At 57.2% G+C, this 16,816-nt stretch carries 12 protein-coding genes; all 12 read right to left on the minus strand.

Features of this window, described 5'->3' with window-relative positions:
- Nucleotides 1-53: 53 nt before the first annotated feature.
- Nucleotides 54-1,481 carry a hypothetical protein gene (locus ITX55_RS01520; protein WP_033650301.1) on the minus strand — a complete coding sequence of 476 codons (1,428 nt, stop codon included), beginning with the start codon at nt 1,479-1,481 and terminating at the stop codon, nt 54-56.
- The gene (locus ITX55_RS01525) at nt 1,462-3,372 is read right to left on the minus strand and encodes a hypothetical protein (protein WP_223084724.1); all 1,911 of its coding nucleotides are present in this window, start codon (nt 3,370-3,372) and stop codon (nt 1,462-1,464) included. The genes ITX55_RS01520 and ITX55_RS01525 overlap by 20 nt, the downstream gene beginning before the upstream one ends.
- A 9-nt stretch (nt 3,373-3,381) precedes the next feature.
- Nucleotides 3,382-5,040, minus strand: a complete 1,659-nt coding sequence (locus tag ITX55_RS01530; protein WP_223084727.1) for a hypothetical protein — start codon at nt 5,038-5,040, stop codon at nt 3,382-3,384.
- 13 nt (nt 5,041-5,053) lie between these two features.
- On the minus strand, nt 5,054-6,820 hold the full coding sequence (locus ITX55_RS01535; protein ID WP_223524928.1) for a hypothetical protein: 1,767 nt from the start codon (nt 6,818-6,820) through the stop codon (nt 5,054-5,056).
- A 128-nt stretch (nt 6,821-6,948) separates the two neighbouring features.
- Nucleotides 6,949-9,105 (minus strand): hypothetical protein, encoded by a 2,157-nt coding sequence (locus ITX55_RS01540; RefSeq protein ID WP_033650305.1) that lies wholly within the window; start codon nt 9,103-9,105, stop codon nt 6,949-6,951.
- Between the two features lie 21 nt (nt 9,106-9,126).
- Complete coding sequence (locus ITX55_RS01545) at nt 9,127-10,557, minus strand: hypothetical protein (RefSeq protein WP_108680811.1); 1,431 nt, start codon at nt 10,555-10,557, stop codon at nt 9,127-9,129.
- Nucleotides 10,554-12,308 carry a hypothetical protein gene (locus ITX55_RS01550; protein ID WP_108682313.1) on the minus strand — a complete coding sequence of 585 codons (1,755 nt, stop codon included), beginning with the start codon at nt 12,306-12,308 and terminating at the stop codon, nt 10,554-10,556. The genes ITX55_RS01545 and ITX55_RS01550 overlap by 4 nt, the downstream gene beginning before the upstream one ends.
- Before the next feature lie 4 nt (nt 12,309-12,312).
- Nucleotides 12,313-13,920, minus strand: a complete 1,608-nt coding sequence (locus tag ITX55_RS01555) for a hypothetical protein (RefSeq protein ID WP_223084730.1) — start codon at nt 13,918-13,920, stop codon at nt 12,313-12,315.
- Between the two features lie 78 nt (nt 13,921-13,998).
- A complete protein-coding gene (locus tag ITX55_RS01560) occupies nt 13,999-14,523 on the minus strand; it encodes a hypothetical protein (protein WP_108680807.1) in 525 nt (174 codons plus the stop codon).
- 452 nt (nt 14,524-14,975) lie between these two features.
- Entirely contained in the window at nt 14,976-15,815 is an 840-nt protein-coding gene (gene pdxY, locus ITX55_RS01565; protein ID WP_046898262.1) for a pyridoxal kinase, read from the minus strand.
- Nucleotides 15,816-15,818: 3 nt separating this feature from the next.
- A complete protein-coding gene (locus ITX55_RS01570; protein WP_033643199.1) occupies nt 15,819-16,535 on the minus strand; it encodes a glutamine amidotransferase in 717 nt (238 codons plus the stop codon).
- Nucleotides 16,532-16,786, minus strand: coding sequence for a hypothetical protein (locus tag ITX55_RS01575; RefSeq protein WP_033643198.1), 255 nt, complete (start codon nt 16,784-16,786; stop codon nt 16,532-16,534). Before ITX55_RS01575 ends, ITX55_RS01570 begins: the two co-directional genes overlap by 4 nt.
- Between the last annotated feature and the right edge of the window lie 30 nt (nt 16,787-16,816).

A 16,816-nucleotide genomic window follows, 5' to 3' on the forward strand; every position in this document is an offset into this window, starting at 1 on the left:
TTCCGGCGCACCGGGCTGGATGCCGCCCGGCCGCGCCGCCATTCTTTCCCCGTTCAGGGGACGTAAATAATCTCGAAGCTGGACGTATTGTCGTAGGAGGACTTTTTGCCGCCGTCGACGTAGATAATCTGCAAATCGTAGTGATACACCAGCTTCTTGTCCGGATGCAGGATCAGTTCCAGCACGGAAATCTTCACGTTAACCGATTGAACGGGGTGTTCCTTGTCCAGCTCAATGGTTTGGTTGTCGATGCTGACCAGCATGCGCTTGATTGGTCGCGGTCCGGCAGGATCGTAGGCGCCTGCGTCGCTGCGGAATTCCACGGTCTTATTGATGTCCGCCGGTGCGGATTGCTTGATGAAATCCGGCAGCCTGTTCTGGTATTTGGCGTCCAGCGCCAGCGCTACGGGCAGATTATCCGGGTTGAAGCCGGTGAACTGCACCGCCAGATACCCTTTGAGCAGCAGGTTTTGCGGCGACCGATCGAAGAAGGCATCCCAAATCAATCCAAATTGGCTGGCGGGCAGCGTGAATGAATCCACGATGCCGCTCTGCAGATTGATCAGCGCGTTTTTTTCCTCCGTTTTTCCGTCCGGTAGCCCCAGCTGCAGCGTCAGGGTGTCCGCGTTGGCGAACGGTGCCAGCTTGCCGTCCGGTTGCATCTGCGTGAACTGTGTGGTGGCGTCGCCGATGCGCGCCTGATTGACCTTGGGCGACAGGAAATAGTCGAACGTCACTTCGACATCGTTGAGCGAGGTCGCGTGCGGCGCTGCAGAAAACGAGATAGACAGCATCGGTTTGTCGTCCTCGGCGGCGTTGGTCGCCAGCAGGAAAGTATCCGGTAGGTAGTAAAGATAGTTTTTTCGTACATAGTCCTGATAGTAGTTGTACCACAGATGCCCGAAGGCCAGCGGCGTGAGGATCAGCTGCAGGCGCGGCGGCGGCGGCAGGATGCCCTGATAGATATAGGGATAGTAGTTCTCGGCGAAGTAGAAGACTTTCGGCGAGGTGATAGTGTTGAGGAGCCCGTTATCGGTGACGATGGCGACCACCAGCGTGGTTTGCGAGTCATAATCCGACAGCGCTCGCAGCAGCGCGTCACGCTGTTCCAGGCGGTCCAGGTCGAGCTGGGCGCGGTAGCGGGTCGGCGGGGCGTCCAGCAAAACCTGTTCGAAGATCATTTCTTCGACCTTGCCGAAAGTGCTGAAGGTCAGCACCACGTAGGGCACCTGCTGAACGGCGCGGCTGAGCGCGAAATCCACCGTCATATGCCAGCGCGTACCGTCACTGGTGGTAGCGATGCGATAGCGCGTCTCTCCCGAGACGACTTCGGTACAAACATCGGCCTGCAGTTCGTCGGCCACCGGCGCGGGCGCGGCGCGGTAGCGCAGACGGGGGGCTTCGGCGTCGGGAAACTGTTCGCGCGCGTTGTCCAAAATGACCTTGTTCAGCGTCACCAGATCATTGAGAAATATGTTCATAGCGATCCTCCAGGGAAGAAAGGCGTGCCAGATGTCTGAACTGGTTCAGGCAGGCGGAAGTCCAAAGAAAATGACCGTCGTGACGGCGATAGAGCGGGCTTTCGTCATTGGTCGCCGGCAAGCGCCAGGCGGCCAGCGCATCGATCGCCGGTGAAAGATGCGGCACCCCTTGCCGCCTGGCGTATTCCAGCGTACTCAGCCACTCATGCGGGTGGGCATAATAGGGCGTTAACGCGTTGAGACGGTTGTAATCGCCGTCGCTCCAGCTCACCGCCTGATTCAGCATTTGGATAATGCGCGGATAGGCCGGCGGCGGGCTGCCGTGAGCGGCGGTCAACGCATGGATTAAAATCAGCGCGTTGGTATTCACGCAGCAGTCCAACTGCGTGATATCACCGTCGTCTTTCATCCAGGTGTGAAAGGCGTAACACTCGGCCCAGGGATAGGGCGTCGTCTTCAGCCGCCGTTCGACGCGCTGTACCTGATAAGCCTGCATCTGCGCCAGCGTTTGCTTGGCTTGCGCCAACGAGCGCCGATGGAATCGATACAAGAGCTCAGTGATAATGGCGGTATCGTCGATGTCAGCGTCGATCCGCTGGCCCGCCATCCAGGTGGGGTGCTTGCCGGCAGGCCAAAAATGGAAGTGATGCGGGCGGCTCTCGCAACCGAGCAAGAAGTCGAGCGCCAGCTCGATATGGGGCGAGGTCTGGGCGCTATAATCCAGCGTGCGGAGCACCTGGGCGGTGACAAAAGCATTTTCATCCTTGTGCCAGCGGCCATCCGGCGTTCTGACATGAGAGGGAAAGGCGCCGCTGGCACACTGCTGCGCCAGCAGCTCCGCCAACGGCAATGGCACAAGCGGTGCCGTTTCGCGCGCTTTGCATGGCAGGATTTCGAAATGCGCATTCTGCGGGCTGAACGTGCAGCTGACGCTGTGATTGCCCTGGCGATCGCAGGAAAAACCGACGACGTTGTACTGCAACGGAACCTGCTCGCTCACCGCGCGGTTAAGCAGCGGCAGGGTTTGGCCATCAGGCGCCAGCAACGCGGTGATGCCGTCAAAAACGCGGCGGTTGTCGCCGAAAAAACTTGCCGCCATGGCGAACAGCGTAAAACTCTCCAAATTGCCGTCCGGCGCGTATCCCAGACTGAACCCGTAGGTGGTCGGGGGGAAGTCCCGTCTGTCCTGCTGCTGCAGCGCGCGGTCCAGCAGCGGCATCAGGGCGGAAAAACGGCTTTCTCTCTCGAACAGCCGCATGACGGCGAGGATATCGTCACGCGTGATCCGCGCACTGTGCCACTGGTAGTAATATTCGCGCGGAGAGTCGGCAGACTCCGGGTAATACCCCACCATCAGCAGCGTCAATCCCGCCGCGCGGCGGGCCTCGGCGGCGAGCGGCCCTTGCAATCCATTGGGCGCGGCCGCCATGTCAGTGGGGGTTTCAACGTAGACTTTGGTTTTGATCGCATCCGGGGCGTATTTTCGCCCAAGCCAGGCGCCGAAGCGCAACGGCTGAACGCTTGCACATTGCATGCGTCGCACCGCCTCCAGGCTGTTGGCGGGATCGGCGAGCGGGGCTGCGGTGATCGTCTGACAGTGTCGGACAAACGCCTCGACGCCGCGCCGCTGCGCGTAGCGCGGTAAAAAGGGATCCAGCGTGCAGGCGAGCCCCTGCGGTTTGGCCGACGAGACGGTGAACTCCAACGGGCTGCCGTTATAACCGAGCAGGCTGGTGGTAAACGCGGCGGACAAACCACCGGGCGTCGCCTTCGTCCGGCTGAAGCGGGCGACGTCCGGGGCCAGCGTGTTTTGCAAATGGGGCGCTTCCTTGCACAGGGCGCTGACCAGGGCGTTCCATGCCGCGGGTAACACTGCGTTGCGATCGGTCATGGCGCACACCTAAACCAGATTGGGGATAACGATCGCCGGCGGGTTTTCGCTGCCGCTGCGTTCGACGGTTTCCCCGCCTACCAGGAAGTAGATCAGTGTGTAATTGACCGCCCAGGGCTTCTCCGTCAGACAGCGGTATTTGAACGTTTGGCTCTCGTGCGCGTCTTGGTTAAAGGTATATTTCTTGATCTTGCGGCTTCCTTTGTCATCCTGATAGCTCAGCTCCACCATGACCTGGTTGCAGTTTTCCCAAGAGAATTTGCGATCGAGGAAGATACTGATCTCGTTGAACGACAGCACTGAGCCGGGATCCATGTTCAGCAGCGTCGAGGCCGATTCGGACAGCGACTGATAGTTGCTGCTGCCTTCCCAGCCCGAGGAGGCTACGGATTTGAAAGCGAATTCGCTGGTGACATGGAACAGCTCGTTCTTATCGCTGCTGCGGGCGATGCGTTTGGTCCATGTCCCGTCATCGTTGGTGAAAGGCGCGCCGGTATAAACCTGGTTGTTGTAACGGATGTTAAAGGTGGCGGCCTTGATCCCATACTCCTCGAAGCTGTCCGGTCCGAGCACGGTCAAATCCAGCTGTTGGAAGAACGGATCATTGACGTTGACCTGAATAAAGTAGGGCGCGGTTTTCTGGGCGTGCAGGATATCGCTGCCGATGAAGTTTTGCGGCACGGCGGACTGGCTGAGGGCTTTCGACGAGGTGTAGTTGAAGTTCAGGCTTTTGGTTTCCTCGATCCGTACCAGCTTGATCTCCAGCGACGCGCTAGGGAACAGGCCGCCTTTGCCGGCTTCTTCGCCTTCTTTCTTGTCGCTGGCGATCAGCGAATCCAGAATGGCGTCGCTGGCGGATTTCGCCTGCGGGTTGCTGTCGTCGTTAGGTTTGAGCGTGGCGCTGAAAAAGCTTTTCAGGATCTCTTCCTTGACGAACTGCAGCGCCCACTCTTTCTCTTTGGCCTCTTCGTCGCCCGGCATGCTTTCGGTGACCTTGATCACCAGTTTCTGATCCTGCTGCAGTTTTTTGATGACGCTGTCGAAGCCCAGCCAGAAGCTGGCCGGCGTCTCCACCGGGATGGGAATGTTGGCGCCGAATTTCAGATCGAACTCTTTGTAGATGCTTTCGAACTGTGCGGTCACTTCGACCTTCAGCGCCGGCGTGATGCCGGTGAAGCTGAGGTTATAGGCGACGGCGGCCGGCGCCTTGGCCTGGGTGAACGCGGCTTCGAGGATCACCGCCTGGGACGGCGTCAGCTTGGCGCTGAAAATGGCGCTGTTGTTGCCGAACAGGCTTGGGCAAGGCGCGCTGATCAGCTCACCGTTGGTGGCGCCCGCGTCGAGCACGAAGAAGTTCACCGTGCCTTTATCATACGGTACCTGGGCCTTGCGGGCGTTCTTGGGATCAACGTTCAGTTTGCGCAGATAGTCGTTAAAGGCACGGTTCAACACCGCTTCGTCGATCGCGGTATTGACCTCGAAGTTGATGTATCCCCCTTGCGGGTCGCTGGCGTCGCCGGTGTATTTGATCAACGAAAACACCGGTTCGCCCGACTTTTGCGCAATGTGGATATCGCCGGGCAGATACCAGAACTGGTTATCGTCTGAATCGTCGGCGAAGAAGGTGATGTTGTTGATGGTGGCGGTTTTGGCTCTGAGTAATAACATGGCGTTTCCTTAGTTAACTGAGGGTGGCGAGATCGAGAGCGTTGGCGTCGGTCGAGCACTGCACGTTTTCGGGCCGATCGCCGCCTTCGCCGGGTTGATAGGTAAACCAGATATCCAGATCGACGGTCAGCTGCTTGGGATCGAGTTGATCGGCGCTGAAACAGCGCGGGGCGGCGTCGGATTCGGTGAATTGAAACACCTGCTGCAGCGTTTCCGCCGGCGTGCAGGCGTAGCTGGCGGAAACGATGACCATTTCCACCCGGCGCCAGTCCATGTCGGCCGACAGCGTCAGCACGCGCTGGCGATACAGGGTCGAGAATAGATAGACGTCCTGGCCGGTCGGTTCTTGCAGCTCGGCGGAAATATGCGGTGAGTTGACGGCGGCGCTGTAGGTTTTGTTGACGTCGAATTGGTATTCGTCCGGCTCCGGCAGCATGACCGGGTAGTGGGCCCGCGGGTTGGCCTGGTCAATTTGGAAGCTGCGCGACACGCTGCTGTTCGGCTGTTGCCGGTGGCGATAGCGTAGCGTGACCAGCACGGATTGATAGCGCTGCCAGTCAAATTGTTGCGCCGCTTCGATCGCGAAATCATAGCGGCCGTAGAGCGACTCGACGTCCAGAAAGACCTCGCTCATCTCCGTTTGCAGGCTACCGGAGCTGACCGAAGTTACGCCGCCTATCGACTGGTTGAAGTACACGGTAAAGTCATACTCGACCGGCCACAGCATTTTTCCCGTTTTCGGGTCGATCAGGCTGGGTTCCTTAAACGGTTTGGGCCCGAAGTCGTCGCGGGTGAATTTCAGCTGTCGGCTGTTTGAGCCATAGCGCAACCGGGCCGTCACCAGCAGGATATTGGCGTCAAGGGCATCCGACAGCAGGCTGACTCGCACCTCGCGATAAGCGAAAAAGTCATCCTGCAGATCGCGTTTGACGATCGCGCGATCGGCCTGATAGTCCGTGCCGTTGACCAGCTGGGCGAACAGGGCCTGCGGATAGAGCGAACGCTGCACGACGGTGGTTTCGCTGATCTTGCCGCTCAGGCGACGTTGGTCGATGTTTTCAACCGAGACCTGTTGCAGATAAAAGCCGGCTTTGGGGCTTGTCTGCTGTGGTTCGTTGGCGATAACCGGCGTGAAGAACTGGCTGGTGAGGATCTGCGTCAGTTCGGCGGCCGCCTGCGCCATATGGCCGTCGGGGTCGGTGTCCCTGACTTTGACGGTGACGATTTTCTCGCTGATCAACTGGGTGGATGTCTGCTCGATACCGACGCTAAAGATCAGTAGGTTAAAGCCTATCGAGCGCTGCAGGTAACGGTAAACCTGGTCCCAGTTGGCTTCCAGCTCGAAGGTGGCTGGCGGCAGCTGCTGCAGGTAGTCGATTTTGTAACTGACGGCGATCGGCGTCGAGGCCGGCGTACGCATCAGGCTCGCCAACAGCAGGATATCGTCGTCGTCGTCCAGTTTGGCGGACAGGTAGCAATATTGCTGGTCGCTCAGCGAGGTTTTGCTGGTCTGCCCTGGGATAAGATCGGGGATATTCAGCGTCGCGCTGCAGGCGATCGCCTGCAGCGGCAATAAGATCGCACCGCGCGGTATGTCCGGGCTGGCGTCGGCGGCGCGTTGCGCCGCTTCGGGCGAACTGGCCAACTGGGTCTGCAACGACAGCGTGGCGTAGTAAAGATCGTCCGGTTGGTTGAGGTTTCTGAAAATTTGCAGTTGGACATCGGGTTGATTGCCTGCGGCGACCTGTACGCTCGGCGCGGCGGCACAGTAGTAATACACGGGCCGATCCGGGTCCGCTCGAATAAAACAGATGTCTTGCATGATTACCTGATCGCGCATAGCGGCAACCCCACGTCATCGAAGAGGGAGCCGGAGCAAGGCAGGCTTGCTCCGGCGGAGACCGGCCGTCAGAAGGTCACGACCACGATGGTGCTGGTGCCCGTGATCGGCTTGGTGACGGTTTTCTCCTGGTTATCGCCGTAATAGACCGTGGCGACGTAGTTGATCTGCGGCTCGTTGCCTTTCTCTTGCTGCATCAGGTTGAATGTCAGGTACTGCGTGAGCGACTTGGTGTCGAACTCGGTTAACGCAATGGGCTGCGTTTGCGAGAAGTCCCATTTCGGGTAGTTCACCGTCATCTCGAAGGTGATCAGCGAAACGTCTTTTTGCGACGGTTTGAAGATGATGGTGTATTTCTGCTGCTTCGGCAGGGCGTTGGCGATCAGGATCTGATTGCCGCGCGTTTCGCCATAGCCGGGCAGTTGAGGGTTGCTTTCCACGCCCGGCGGGAGGTAGGTCAGGCTGTCGCCGTCCAGCGCATAGTAGTCGGCCGAATAATAAAGCGGCTTTTCCACGTTGGTGCCGATCGGATAAATAAACGGCACCGGCGGGTTCTTGTCGCTGATCACCTGGGTGTATTGCTTGAGTGGCACGCTGTGCTCTTTGTCTTCGTACTGGGTCTTGACTACGACCTGGCTGAAGACCTCCCAGCCCAGCGGGTTGAGCAGGGTGGAGATATCTGCGTAGACGATGCCGCTTTGCGCCGCGTTGATGGTGACCACCAGATCGTCTTTGACCTGGATGTCCCCAGACAGGTAAGGCCTGGCCTGCATGCCGGTGAAGTTGACGGTGTAATGATAACGGTAGGCGCGGCCGAGCTCGGGTTTGATAAACCATTTGTCGGTTTTCTTCGGCCCCGGATCCTTCGGCGTAAAGGTCAGCGTGCTCTTGAGATCGTCGTCGTATACCGCGGTGACCACGATATTGGCGATATCATACTTGGCCATGTCTTCGGTGACGAAGAACTCCGGCTGGATGTACTGATAGAACGGGTCGTGGAGATCGTACTCTTTGAAGTACTGATCCAAATCGGCTTCGCCGACGATTGAGCGTATCGACGGCAGCTGAGTTTGCGGGTAAATGGTGGAGGACACCACGGCGTTCTCTTCATATTCGCGGGTGAAACTCTGAGTTTGCGAGATTTTGGACTCGAATTTTTCAAAGCTGCCGGCGTCGTTCAGCAAATTGAGACTCATGTCGATGCCGGTTTGGCTGCTCAGGATCTGCTCGACCTGCTGTTGTCCCCAGTTTCGCAGACTCTCCTTCCATTTTTCATAGGCGCCGGGTTCCATGCCCATCTCTTGCGCCGTCAACCCGATCTGCACGTCCACCTTGATCGCTTCCTTGGCGTAAAACTCCTGCTCGATCTTTTTCTCGTCGGCGGACCAGGTGTGGTAGTTGATGGTTTGCGCTACGGACTTGGCCTGCTCGCTGTTGTAGGTGACGATCACTTTGGCCGCCGACATGGAGGCATCCAGGGAGAGATCGAAGCGCACGCCGACGCTGGCGTTTTTATCGGTGCCTTTCAGTACCTGTTCAAACAGCGTGGCGCCTTCCCCGGTCAGCGACAGGCTGAATACGGTATTGTTGTCGCCGAGGCCGGAGGGGGACAGCGGCGTTGGGATCTGGCGATAGAACTTATCGTTGCCGTCGAGGATCAGCATGGCCTGCGCCGAGGTGTAGCGCGGTTGCATCAGTTCGATTTTTGCAGCGTCCGCCGGCATCAGTTCGCTGAGGAATTGATCGTCGCCCTTGTTGCCGTCGTAGAGCGCGACAAACCGGTTGAGCTGTTCATCGCTCAGGCCGGTATTCTTCTGCGCCTGGTCCATCGCGGTCTTCTTGGTGTTGTTTTCCGGGTCCGCTTCATAGGCCTGTTTCGCCTTGATGTAGTCGACAATGAGCTTGGATTTTTTATCCAGCGGGCCGTCTTTTCTGCCAAGGCCGTTATACAGCTGCAGGCGGATGCGGTCTTTCATTTCCGCATTCGGCTGCGGCAGCTGCACGGTGAATTGCGCGTAGCCGCCTTGGGTATCTTCGCTGCGGTATTTGTAAAACATGAAGCTCGGCGTATTGGTATCCCGTTTGGCAAACACCGGGATCTCCGGCACCACATAGAAGATATCCTTGCTGTCGCTGTCGCCGTAGCAGGTATACGCGTATTCCTTGACGCCCAAATACTCGGTGACGTCGATTTTTATCGATTGCTGCAAAGCGGTGGTTAACATAGGGCGGTCCTCGTGTTTATGTCACTTGTGGTATTGCAGTTTGATGGGGCCGGTGGTGGCCTGCAGGGGGCCGGAGTCGTAGTTTTTGGGGAATAGCGCCGCCGTTTTCCCTTGCCAGCGATAGTCCACCCGGCCGTTGAGGCCGGCGGCATGGGCGTTGATCCACCAGGTGGCCTGCCACTGCGCGGCGGAAAAGGCGAAGGTGAAGCTTTGTTTCTTGCCCTGGCCCGCCGGGAGATAGCTGGCGCTGCCGGAGATCGTTTTGAATTCGGACTTCAGAGACTCGGCGTCGAACAGCAGGCTATAGAAACCCACATCCTGCGGCGTCAGCGCGATGGCGTTCTGCCACGCCAGCCGGTTCTCGAAGCTGGTGTAATCGGCGAAGGTCACCTTGAGTGCGATATCGCTCACTGTCGCTGTCGTTTCCAGCGTCACTGGCGGGAAGCTGGGCCACGTCATCGGCATCTGTTGATCTGCCCAGCGCAGCTCTATCGCCATGATATTGAAGCCTTTCGGATCAAATCCCAGGCTGACGGTGCAGCGTTGAGGCTCGATCGGCTTATCCGGCCTGCTGGGTTCCGGCAGGGGCGTAGCGGTAAAGGAGATGATGCCGTCGGCCGGCAGCCGATTGAGCAATTCAGCAATGTCATGTTGCTGCTCCAGCAGATAGCGCTGGGGGACGGTGTCGTCGTATTCGATTTGGTAATTCAGCTTGTTGGGGATTTGTTCTGGCGACGAGATGTTGCGCAGCGTGTTGGCAATCAGCAGTGAGGCGGTGTTTACCAACGCCTGGCGAACGCGAGCTTGCGTCTGCTCTGAAGGCGCATTGTCGAACTGCGCTTGCACAATGACGACGCCGGCGTCGATTTGTTGGTTCAGCAGCCTGGCGATCGCTTCCGGTTGCCGCGCCTGCTCGTTGAAGGCCAGGGTGACAAACTCGACCCAATCGGCCTGCAAACGGGCATTGACGCGGCTGTCGACGCTGAATCGGCTGCGGGTGAGAAAATAGACCTGGTCTTTTGTTCCCTGGATCGCGCCCGCCAGCCGGCCAGACTCCTCATGGGTCAACGCCATTTTTGACTGTTCAAATTCGACGCTGTAGGCGGCAGTAGCCGGCCGTTGCGCGAAGTGCAGCCACAGCGATTGCTGGAGCTCCTCCTGCTCCAGGGTGATGGTTTCCGGAGCGGGAACGAAATGGCGGCGGATATAGTCCTCGATCGCAGTCCTGTCGACCGGCAGCTTCGGTGCAATGAAAGTCGCCAGGCCGCCGCCGGGGCTGGTCAACAAATGCAACGAGCTGATCTTGCCGGCCGGCGTTTCCTGCACCACCTGCGGCGTATAGCTGCCGTAGGTGTAACAGCCGCTGGGGCGCGTTTGGTCGTGAAACGCCAGCGCGCGATCAAGAAGAAAGAAGTTTTGCAACGTACGTTGTGGATCCAATTCGTCGGTCATGGTGTATCACCCTTGATATCGATCGTTTGGTCGCCGGTGGCATAAGGCGACCAGGGGCCAGTGGGAGTCTTGTAGCGGAAGCCGGCGGCGAAAATGGAGGTGACGTTCCATTTGTAGACGAAGCTCGGCTGCGAATGCGTAAAAGTGCGCTCGCTGGTGCGCTCGCTGTCCTGCGGCTGAAAACTCAATACGGCGCTGAGCAACTGCGGCGGCAGCCGAACGGTGATCGTCGCCTGTTGTGCGCCGAACTGCGGAAAACTGTAGGCGCCGATGGTGGCGTTTTGCACGATCGGGGCGGGTAACGGGACGGCGCCGCCGCCGGAAAGCGAATAGGCGGTCGCTTCGGCAAAAGTAGGATCGCCCAGGATCGGTGCGCTGAAATAGGGCGCCGATGCGCTGAGCGTCCACGTTTGGCGCCAGTCGGCGGAGTGATAGAGGCCGCCAAGTCGGCTTTGTTGGGCGAACGTTGGGTCGAGATACAGGGTCAGGAAGCGGCAAGGCAGCGCGGCGTAATCCAGTACCAGGTTATCCTCGTCGCAGCGACGTTGTTCGCCGGGCAGCGTGCGGTAAACGCCGTCTTGCGGGTAATTCACGCGGATCTGGTAGAAAAACGGCTGTGCATCCAGCGCGCTGTTGTGAAACTTGAAGGTTAACCAGGAGCGGTCGGGCCGCAGCGCCAGCGTTTGCGTTTGCTCGATCGGGTAGATATTGCCGAGCGGTACGGTCAGCTGAATATCGATCGAAACGCCGGATTGCAACCCCAGCGGATAGGCGTAAAAGACGTTGATCTCTCGCTCTCCCGCCGGCAGCGGCGGTGCGGTGGTGCGATGGATAATGGTATCGGGCGAAACTTTGGCGATCTGCTGCGCGGCGGCGAACGGATCCAGCGTGAAGCAAAGCGGCCGCTGAGTCAGCGCGACATTGGCCAGATCGCACCGGGTCCGGCCGGCATGCGGGGGCGGCGTCAGAAGGATCTGTGCCATATTGCCGGCGGCGGGGCCGACAGACGGCGCACCGTACAGGTTGTATAGCCGATCGAGTAAAGCCTGGCTGAGCAGCAGATCGCCGGCCGGATCGTTCGCCGGCGGCGGTGGGTCGATGTCGAGCGGCAAGCGGGTGAGGTTGCGGCTGAGGTAGAGGGTCAGCCCGTCGTAGGGAAAGACAATCCCGGTATCGCCCACGGCATGGGCGCCCTCCACGCCGGCGGCCAGGGCCAGGATCAGCGCACGGGCATCAAATTCCACCCGGTAGGCCAGACGCGGTGATACGCCTTCGACGAAACCGTCAAGACGCGCGTTGAAGCCTATCGTCTCATCGAGCAGGGTGCGCTCGATCAACTGAGTGCTTGTCGCATTGAGCAGAATGATGAATTGACTGCACTGTGCTGAATACCAGGTGGTGTCGTAGTGCCGGCCGTACAGATCGCTGTGGTAATCGATGGGCACGTCGAATCCCAGGCTGCCCGGCAAGACCGGCAGCGCCTTCACCGCGCAATCCGGATACTGTTGCTTAAATACCTGCAGGCTTTGTTCACCGGCGAACTGCAATTGCGTGGTGAAATTCAGCCAGCCGTAGAGGCTATCGGTACTGTAACTACGCACGATATCCAGCGAGAAAGCCAAAGGGTCGGCCGCCAGAATGCTGAGCGCCTGCGGATATAAATAATAGGCGTCGTTTTGTCGATACGCGGCGACGAAACGTTGATCATCGCAGATAATAATGCGCTGGAAGTCGGGATAGCCTTCATACATGATATTATTCGTCCGCTGCATTGATCATATTGTGGTAATCCTGGTGCCACTCGGCGGGTAGCGTTTTCAGCACGTTTTTTGGGCGTTGGTGATATTCGTCTTCATAGAGGTGTTGAACCAGCGCGTCACCGACCAACACGCCGTTAGCATAAAAAGTACTGAGGGCACATTGGTTTTTTTGCAGCGGAGAGTCAGCGCCGAGTTGCAGGTTATAAACGGTTAACTCACCGGGCTGGAGAGAGATGGCGGTAATCTCGCACTCACCGTGCTGGGTTTTAAGACACATGCCTGAGGTCAATTCACGGGCGAGAAAAATACCGTTTGCGGTGACGAAAGGGTGCCCCAGGCTGGCTTTTATACGATATTCACGTGCCGCCTGGTCGCGGGCGGTAATGTCGATGTAATGCTGCTCCTGCCCCGTGGTGATATTCTCAATTCGCTTGGGTTGGTTATTTCCGCAAATAACGAACTCATCCGTCGTGAGAGCATTGATCGGCTTTTCTGTACCATCCTGCATTAAAATCAACGTATCCTCTGCCAGGCAGCCATAAATAATCTGCATCGGTTTGATTTGTACGGTATTGAGCAGACGGCGATCCGGATCGCTTTCTTTGGGTGCGTTAGTAATAAAGGCGGCGATACTGCGGCCTTCAACATCAAGCGTAATTTTAAAAACGTAATAAACCATCTCGCCGGATTCAAAATCGACGCGGTTGAATTTCAGCCAGTCAAGATCCCAGGTGATATTATTCCCGCTGATTCGGGTTGCGGCAGAATTAAAAATATTATAGCCGCCGTAAGGGGTGATCGGATCGCCACCGGCGCGGGTGCGGATAAGATAAATGGTATTGCTGGCGTTGACCGGCTTGCCATTGCTGAGATCAATATTGCCAAAATAGGTGATATTGCCTTTTATCGGCACTTTAACCGTGCCGTCCTGATCGTAGCCGGTGCGATAATCACAGTCGCCATCGTCACGCGTCAGGCAAATCTTAATCATGCGCTGGTTATACAGATTCCTGGGGGAATCATTGATCATTTCTTTCGGGTAGCTTTGCGTCGTGACGATTTCGGCGCCGTAAACGGTTTGCTGGCCGACCGTTTGTGCGAAGGTATAGATCACCGTAACCGGAAAGCTGCCGCCGGTCTGGCTTTGCGGATAGTCACCGCTGGCACCGATGGTGCAGTCCGCCGTGTAAACGTAGTCGCTTTTGTATTCCACCTTGCCGACGTTATCGGCGCCGCCGTCGAACAGGCCGAGGGTTTGCGTCACATTGGTCGCCTGAACCGGCAGAGAACCGATGGCGTCGGTTTGATAACGTTTACCGTCGGTGGAATCCAGCCTGACGATGCTGTACACCGGCTGAGCGCCGCCGGTGTTGGCCTCGCTCATCCGGCCCGCTACCCGTTTGACGCGTTTCGTCTGCTGCCAAAGTTGGCTGAATTGCGGTGCGGCGGCTGCGGTGACGCCGGCCAGTTTTAATTGAATATCATAAAATTCGGTTAAAACCGGATCGTCTGGCTCGATAAGAAATACGCCGCTGTTCTCGTATCGGTCGATAACGTTTTTTACGATGCGTTTCTCATCTGACGTATAATCTTTTGCGAGCATAATATCGGCCCCAATAAATTAATGGCATTGCCAGAGATGCACGCCATCATCATGGCGTGCCCATCGTTTTAATAGACGTTATTTGCAGGTTTCTTTACAGTAAGCGTAAATGGCGCTCAGGCAATCTGAAGATAAATACTGTTCGAACTCCGCATCGGTGGGTTCAATATCGACATCCAGCGTCATTGCGTAAAGCTCTTGAGCAAACATGTCTTTAGTGACAGCGGGTTTGTTTTTAAAATAGGTTTTGATTTTTCCTTTGCTCACTTTTCGAATCCAGGCAAACTCACCGCCAATGGCCACTTTTCCGGTGAAAGTGAAGTCTTTACTGGTATAAACACTGATGTCATTGGGGTAAACCTGATATCTTACCACCTGTTCCACGCCAATATTCTGATTGGTTTCTTCCCAGGTTTCTCTTTTTATTACATTCAACGCAAAATTTTTTCCATCGACCGGGCCATCTTTAGCATCGGCGGTGCCGCCAAATAACATCGGACAACCTCTGGCAAAACCTTCGCTCTTTAACCCTAATAGAATAAAATCGGAATTGCCGACAGCTTTGGGCGCGCTATCAAGAATGACATACTTTTTAATAGGCATAGTCAGATCCTTATACGCAGGATGGTATAAAAAGGAGGTGGTGAATCGCTTTGTCGCCGCGTTTTACTCACATTCAACAATAGCAATGGCGCTTAAAAAAGCAACACATACATAAAAATAAATTAAGTGTTTATTCTTGCATAACAGATAATCAATAAAATCACGGCGTTGTAAAAGAAGAGGAATAGTTTAAGAAATCAAAAAAACAGAATGTTTTTTGCGGTTTCTATTTCCTTATTGGCTTTAATTTTAATAAATCAATGTGTTGAGTGTGGTTATGGTTTTAAATAGCACTAATCATTAGTTGTTTAATCTTTTATATATAGTGAATTAATTTATCATTACTGTGCGCATCATTGACGGAGTAATAAATCAAATTCACAGCGGAATGATTGCCACGGTAAACAATCAAGACGGGAGAGGTGGGGCAGCAGGCTGCCCCAGGTCAGGGTTTAGGTTAACGCCCGCAGGCTGCCGATCTCTTCCCAACCGAAATGCGCCGCTTCGGCCAGTACGCCGCACACTTCATCGCCGGCGGCAACCACTGCCGCGTCGAGCGCAGCGCCCTGCAGCAGATGGCTGACCAGCAACGCGGTGAACAAATCGCCGGTGCCTTTGACCGCCGATTTGACCTTCGGATGAGTAAAGCACTGCGTTTCCTGCCGGGTGACCAGCATCAATCCCACTTCGTCTTCGTGTTGCGCTACGCCCGGCGCGCTGGTGACCAACACCCATTCGGTGGTGTCGTTCAACAGCGCCTGCGCGGCGTGTTGCGTCTGCTCGCGGCTGCTCAGTTGCCGGCCGCACAGCTGCTCCAGTTCGAAACCGTTCGGCGTCAGGCCGTTGGCCAGCCGCAGGAACGGCGAGCGATAGCAGTTGACGATGCGTTCATCCACGTAGATCCCTTCACCGTAATCGCCCATCACCGGATCGATATAGATTTTTATCTGCGGATTGAGCGAGCGCACCCGCTGCAGCCAGTTGGCCAGAATATGGCACTGCATCACGTCGCCCAGGTAGCCGACGATCACCGCCCGTGCGCGCTTCATGACGCCGCGGGCGATCAGGTCGTCGAGAAAACCGCCGAACCAATCGCCGGAGATGACACCGCCGTGCGGTTTGCCGTAATAGGGCGGGCAGCCGAACAGCACGCTGGGCACCTGCAGCGCCTCCAGTCCCTTTTTCAGCAGAGCGCGGTAGGCGATGCCGTTGCCGACGCTGCCGTAGACCACCTGAGATTGAATGCTGATCACGTCGATAGACGGTGACCGCAAAGGTGAAGCCTGTTGCATGAGTTACTTCCTTGGTTCGTTGTTATCCAGCCAGCGCGCGAACACCTGCCGCGCGCGCTGTTCCAGCTGCGCGCCGTGGCGCGCGGCCTGGTCGCGCAGGGTCTGGGGCGCGATGCCGGCCAGTTCCAGCTCGCAGGCATGGCCAATCAGCCAGCGTTCGATATCGCGATAATCCGCCTCTAAATGGAACTGCAGGCCGAGCGCGAACCCCTGATAGTCGAAGGCCTGATGCGGGCATACCGCCGTGCCGGCCAGGCAGCGGGCGCCGTCCGGGATCATGAACATATCCCCGTGCCAGTGCAGTACCGGCGTGTCGGCCAGCGGCGCCAGCACCGACTCCTCTTCCGCCGGCGGCGTGGTCAGCGGGGCGAAGCCTATCTCTTTCACGCCGAGCGAAATAACCTCAGCGCCTAGCGCCTGGGCGATCACTTGTGCGCCGAGGCAAACCCCGAGGGTCGGCCGCCGCTGCGCCAGGCGCTGTTTGACCAGCGCGAATTCATGGTCGAGAAAATCATACCGCTGCTCGCCGGAAAAGTGCTGAGCGGCGCTGATCGGCCCGCCGAGCACCACCAACAGATCGGTCTCTTCATTATTGATAGCACGAATATCATCGCGGCCGGCATCGTAATAATCGATCTGATAGCCGCGCAGTGACAGCAGGGAACCGAGGATGCCCAGGTTTTCAAAGTTGACGTGCCGAATGGCGACGGCTTTTTTCATTGTTTAACCTCGCTAGCGTGAGTGAAGGGGATCAGCGCCAGCGACTCGCCCAGCACCGTGATGCCTTGCGCGCCGCTCTGGTAGACGATGCGGCGTTCGCTGACCTGGCTGAGCTGCACCTGATAACCCTGTGCGGCCGGGAACAGCGCGCAGGCCTGCTCCAGCTGATCGGCTGCCCACGGGGTGAACAGCTGCAGGCGGGCAAAGGCTTTTCCTGCATACTGAATGTCGAGCACGTAATGTTTATCCATGGAACCCCTTACTTTTGGCCGCAGAAGCTG

Source organism: Serratia sp. EWG9 (assembly GCF_019913725.1).
GTDB lineage: Bacteria > Pseudomonadota > Gammaproteobacteria > Enterobacterales > Enterobacteriaceae > Serratia > Serratia ureilytica.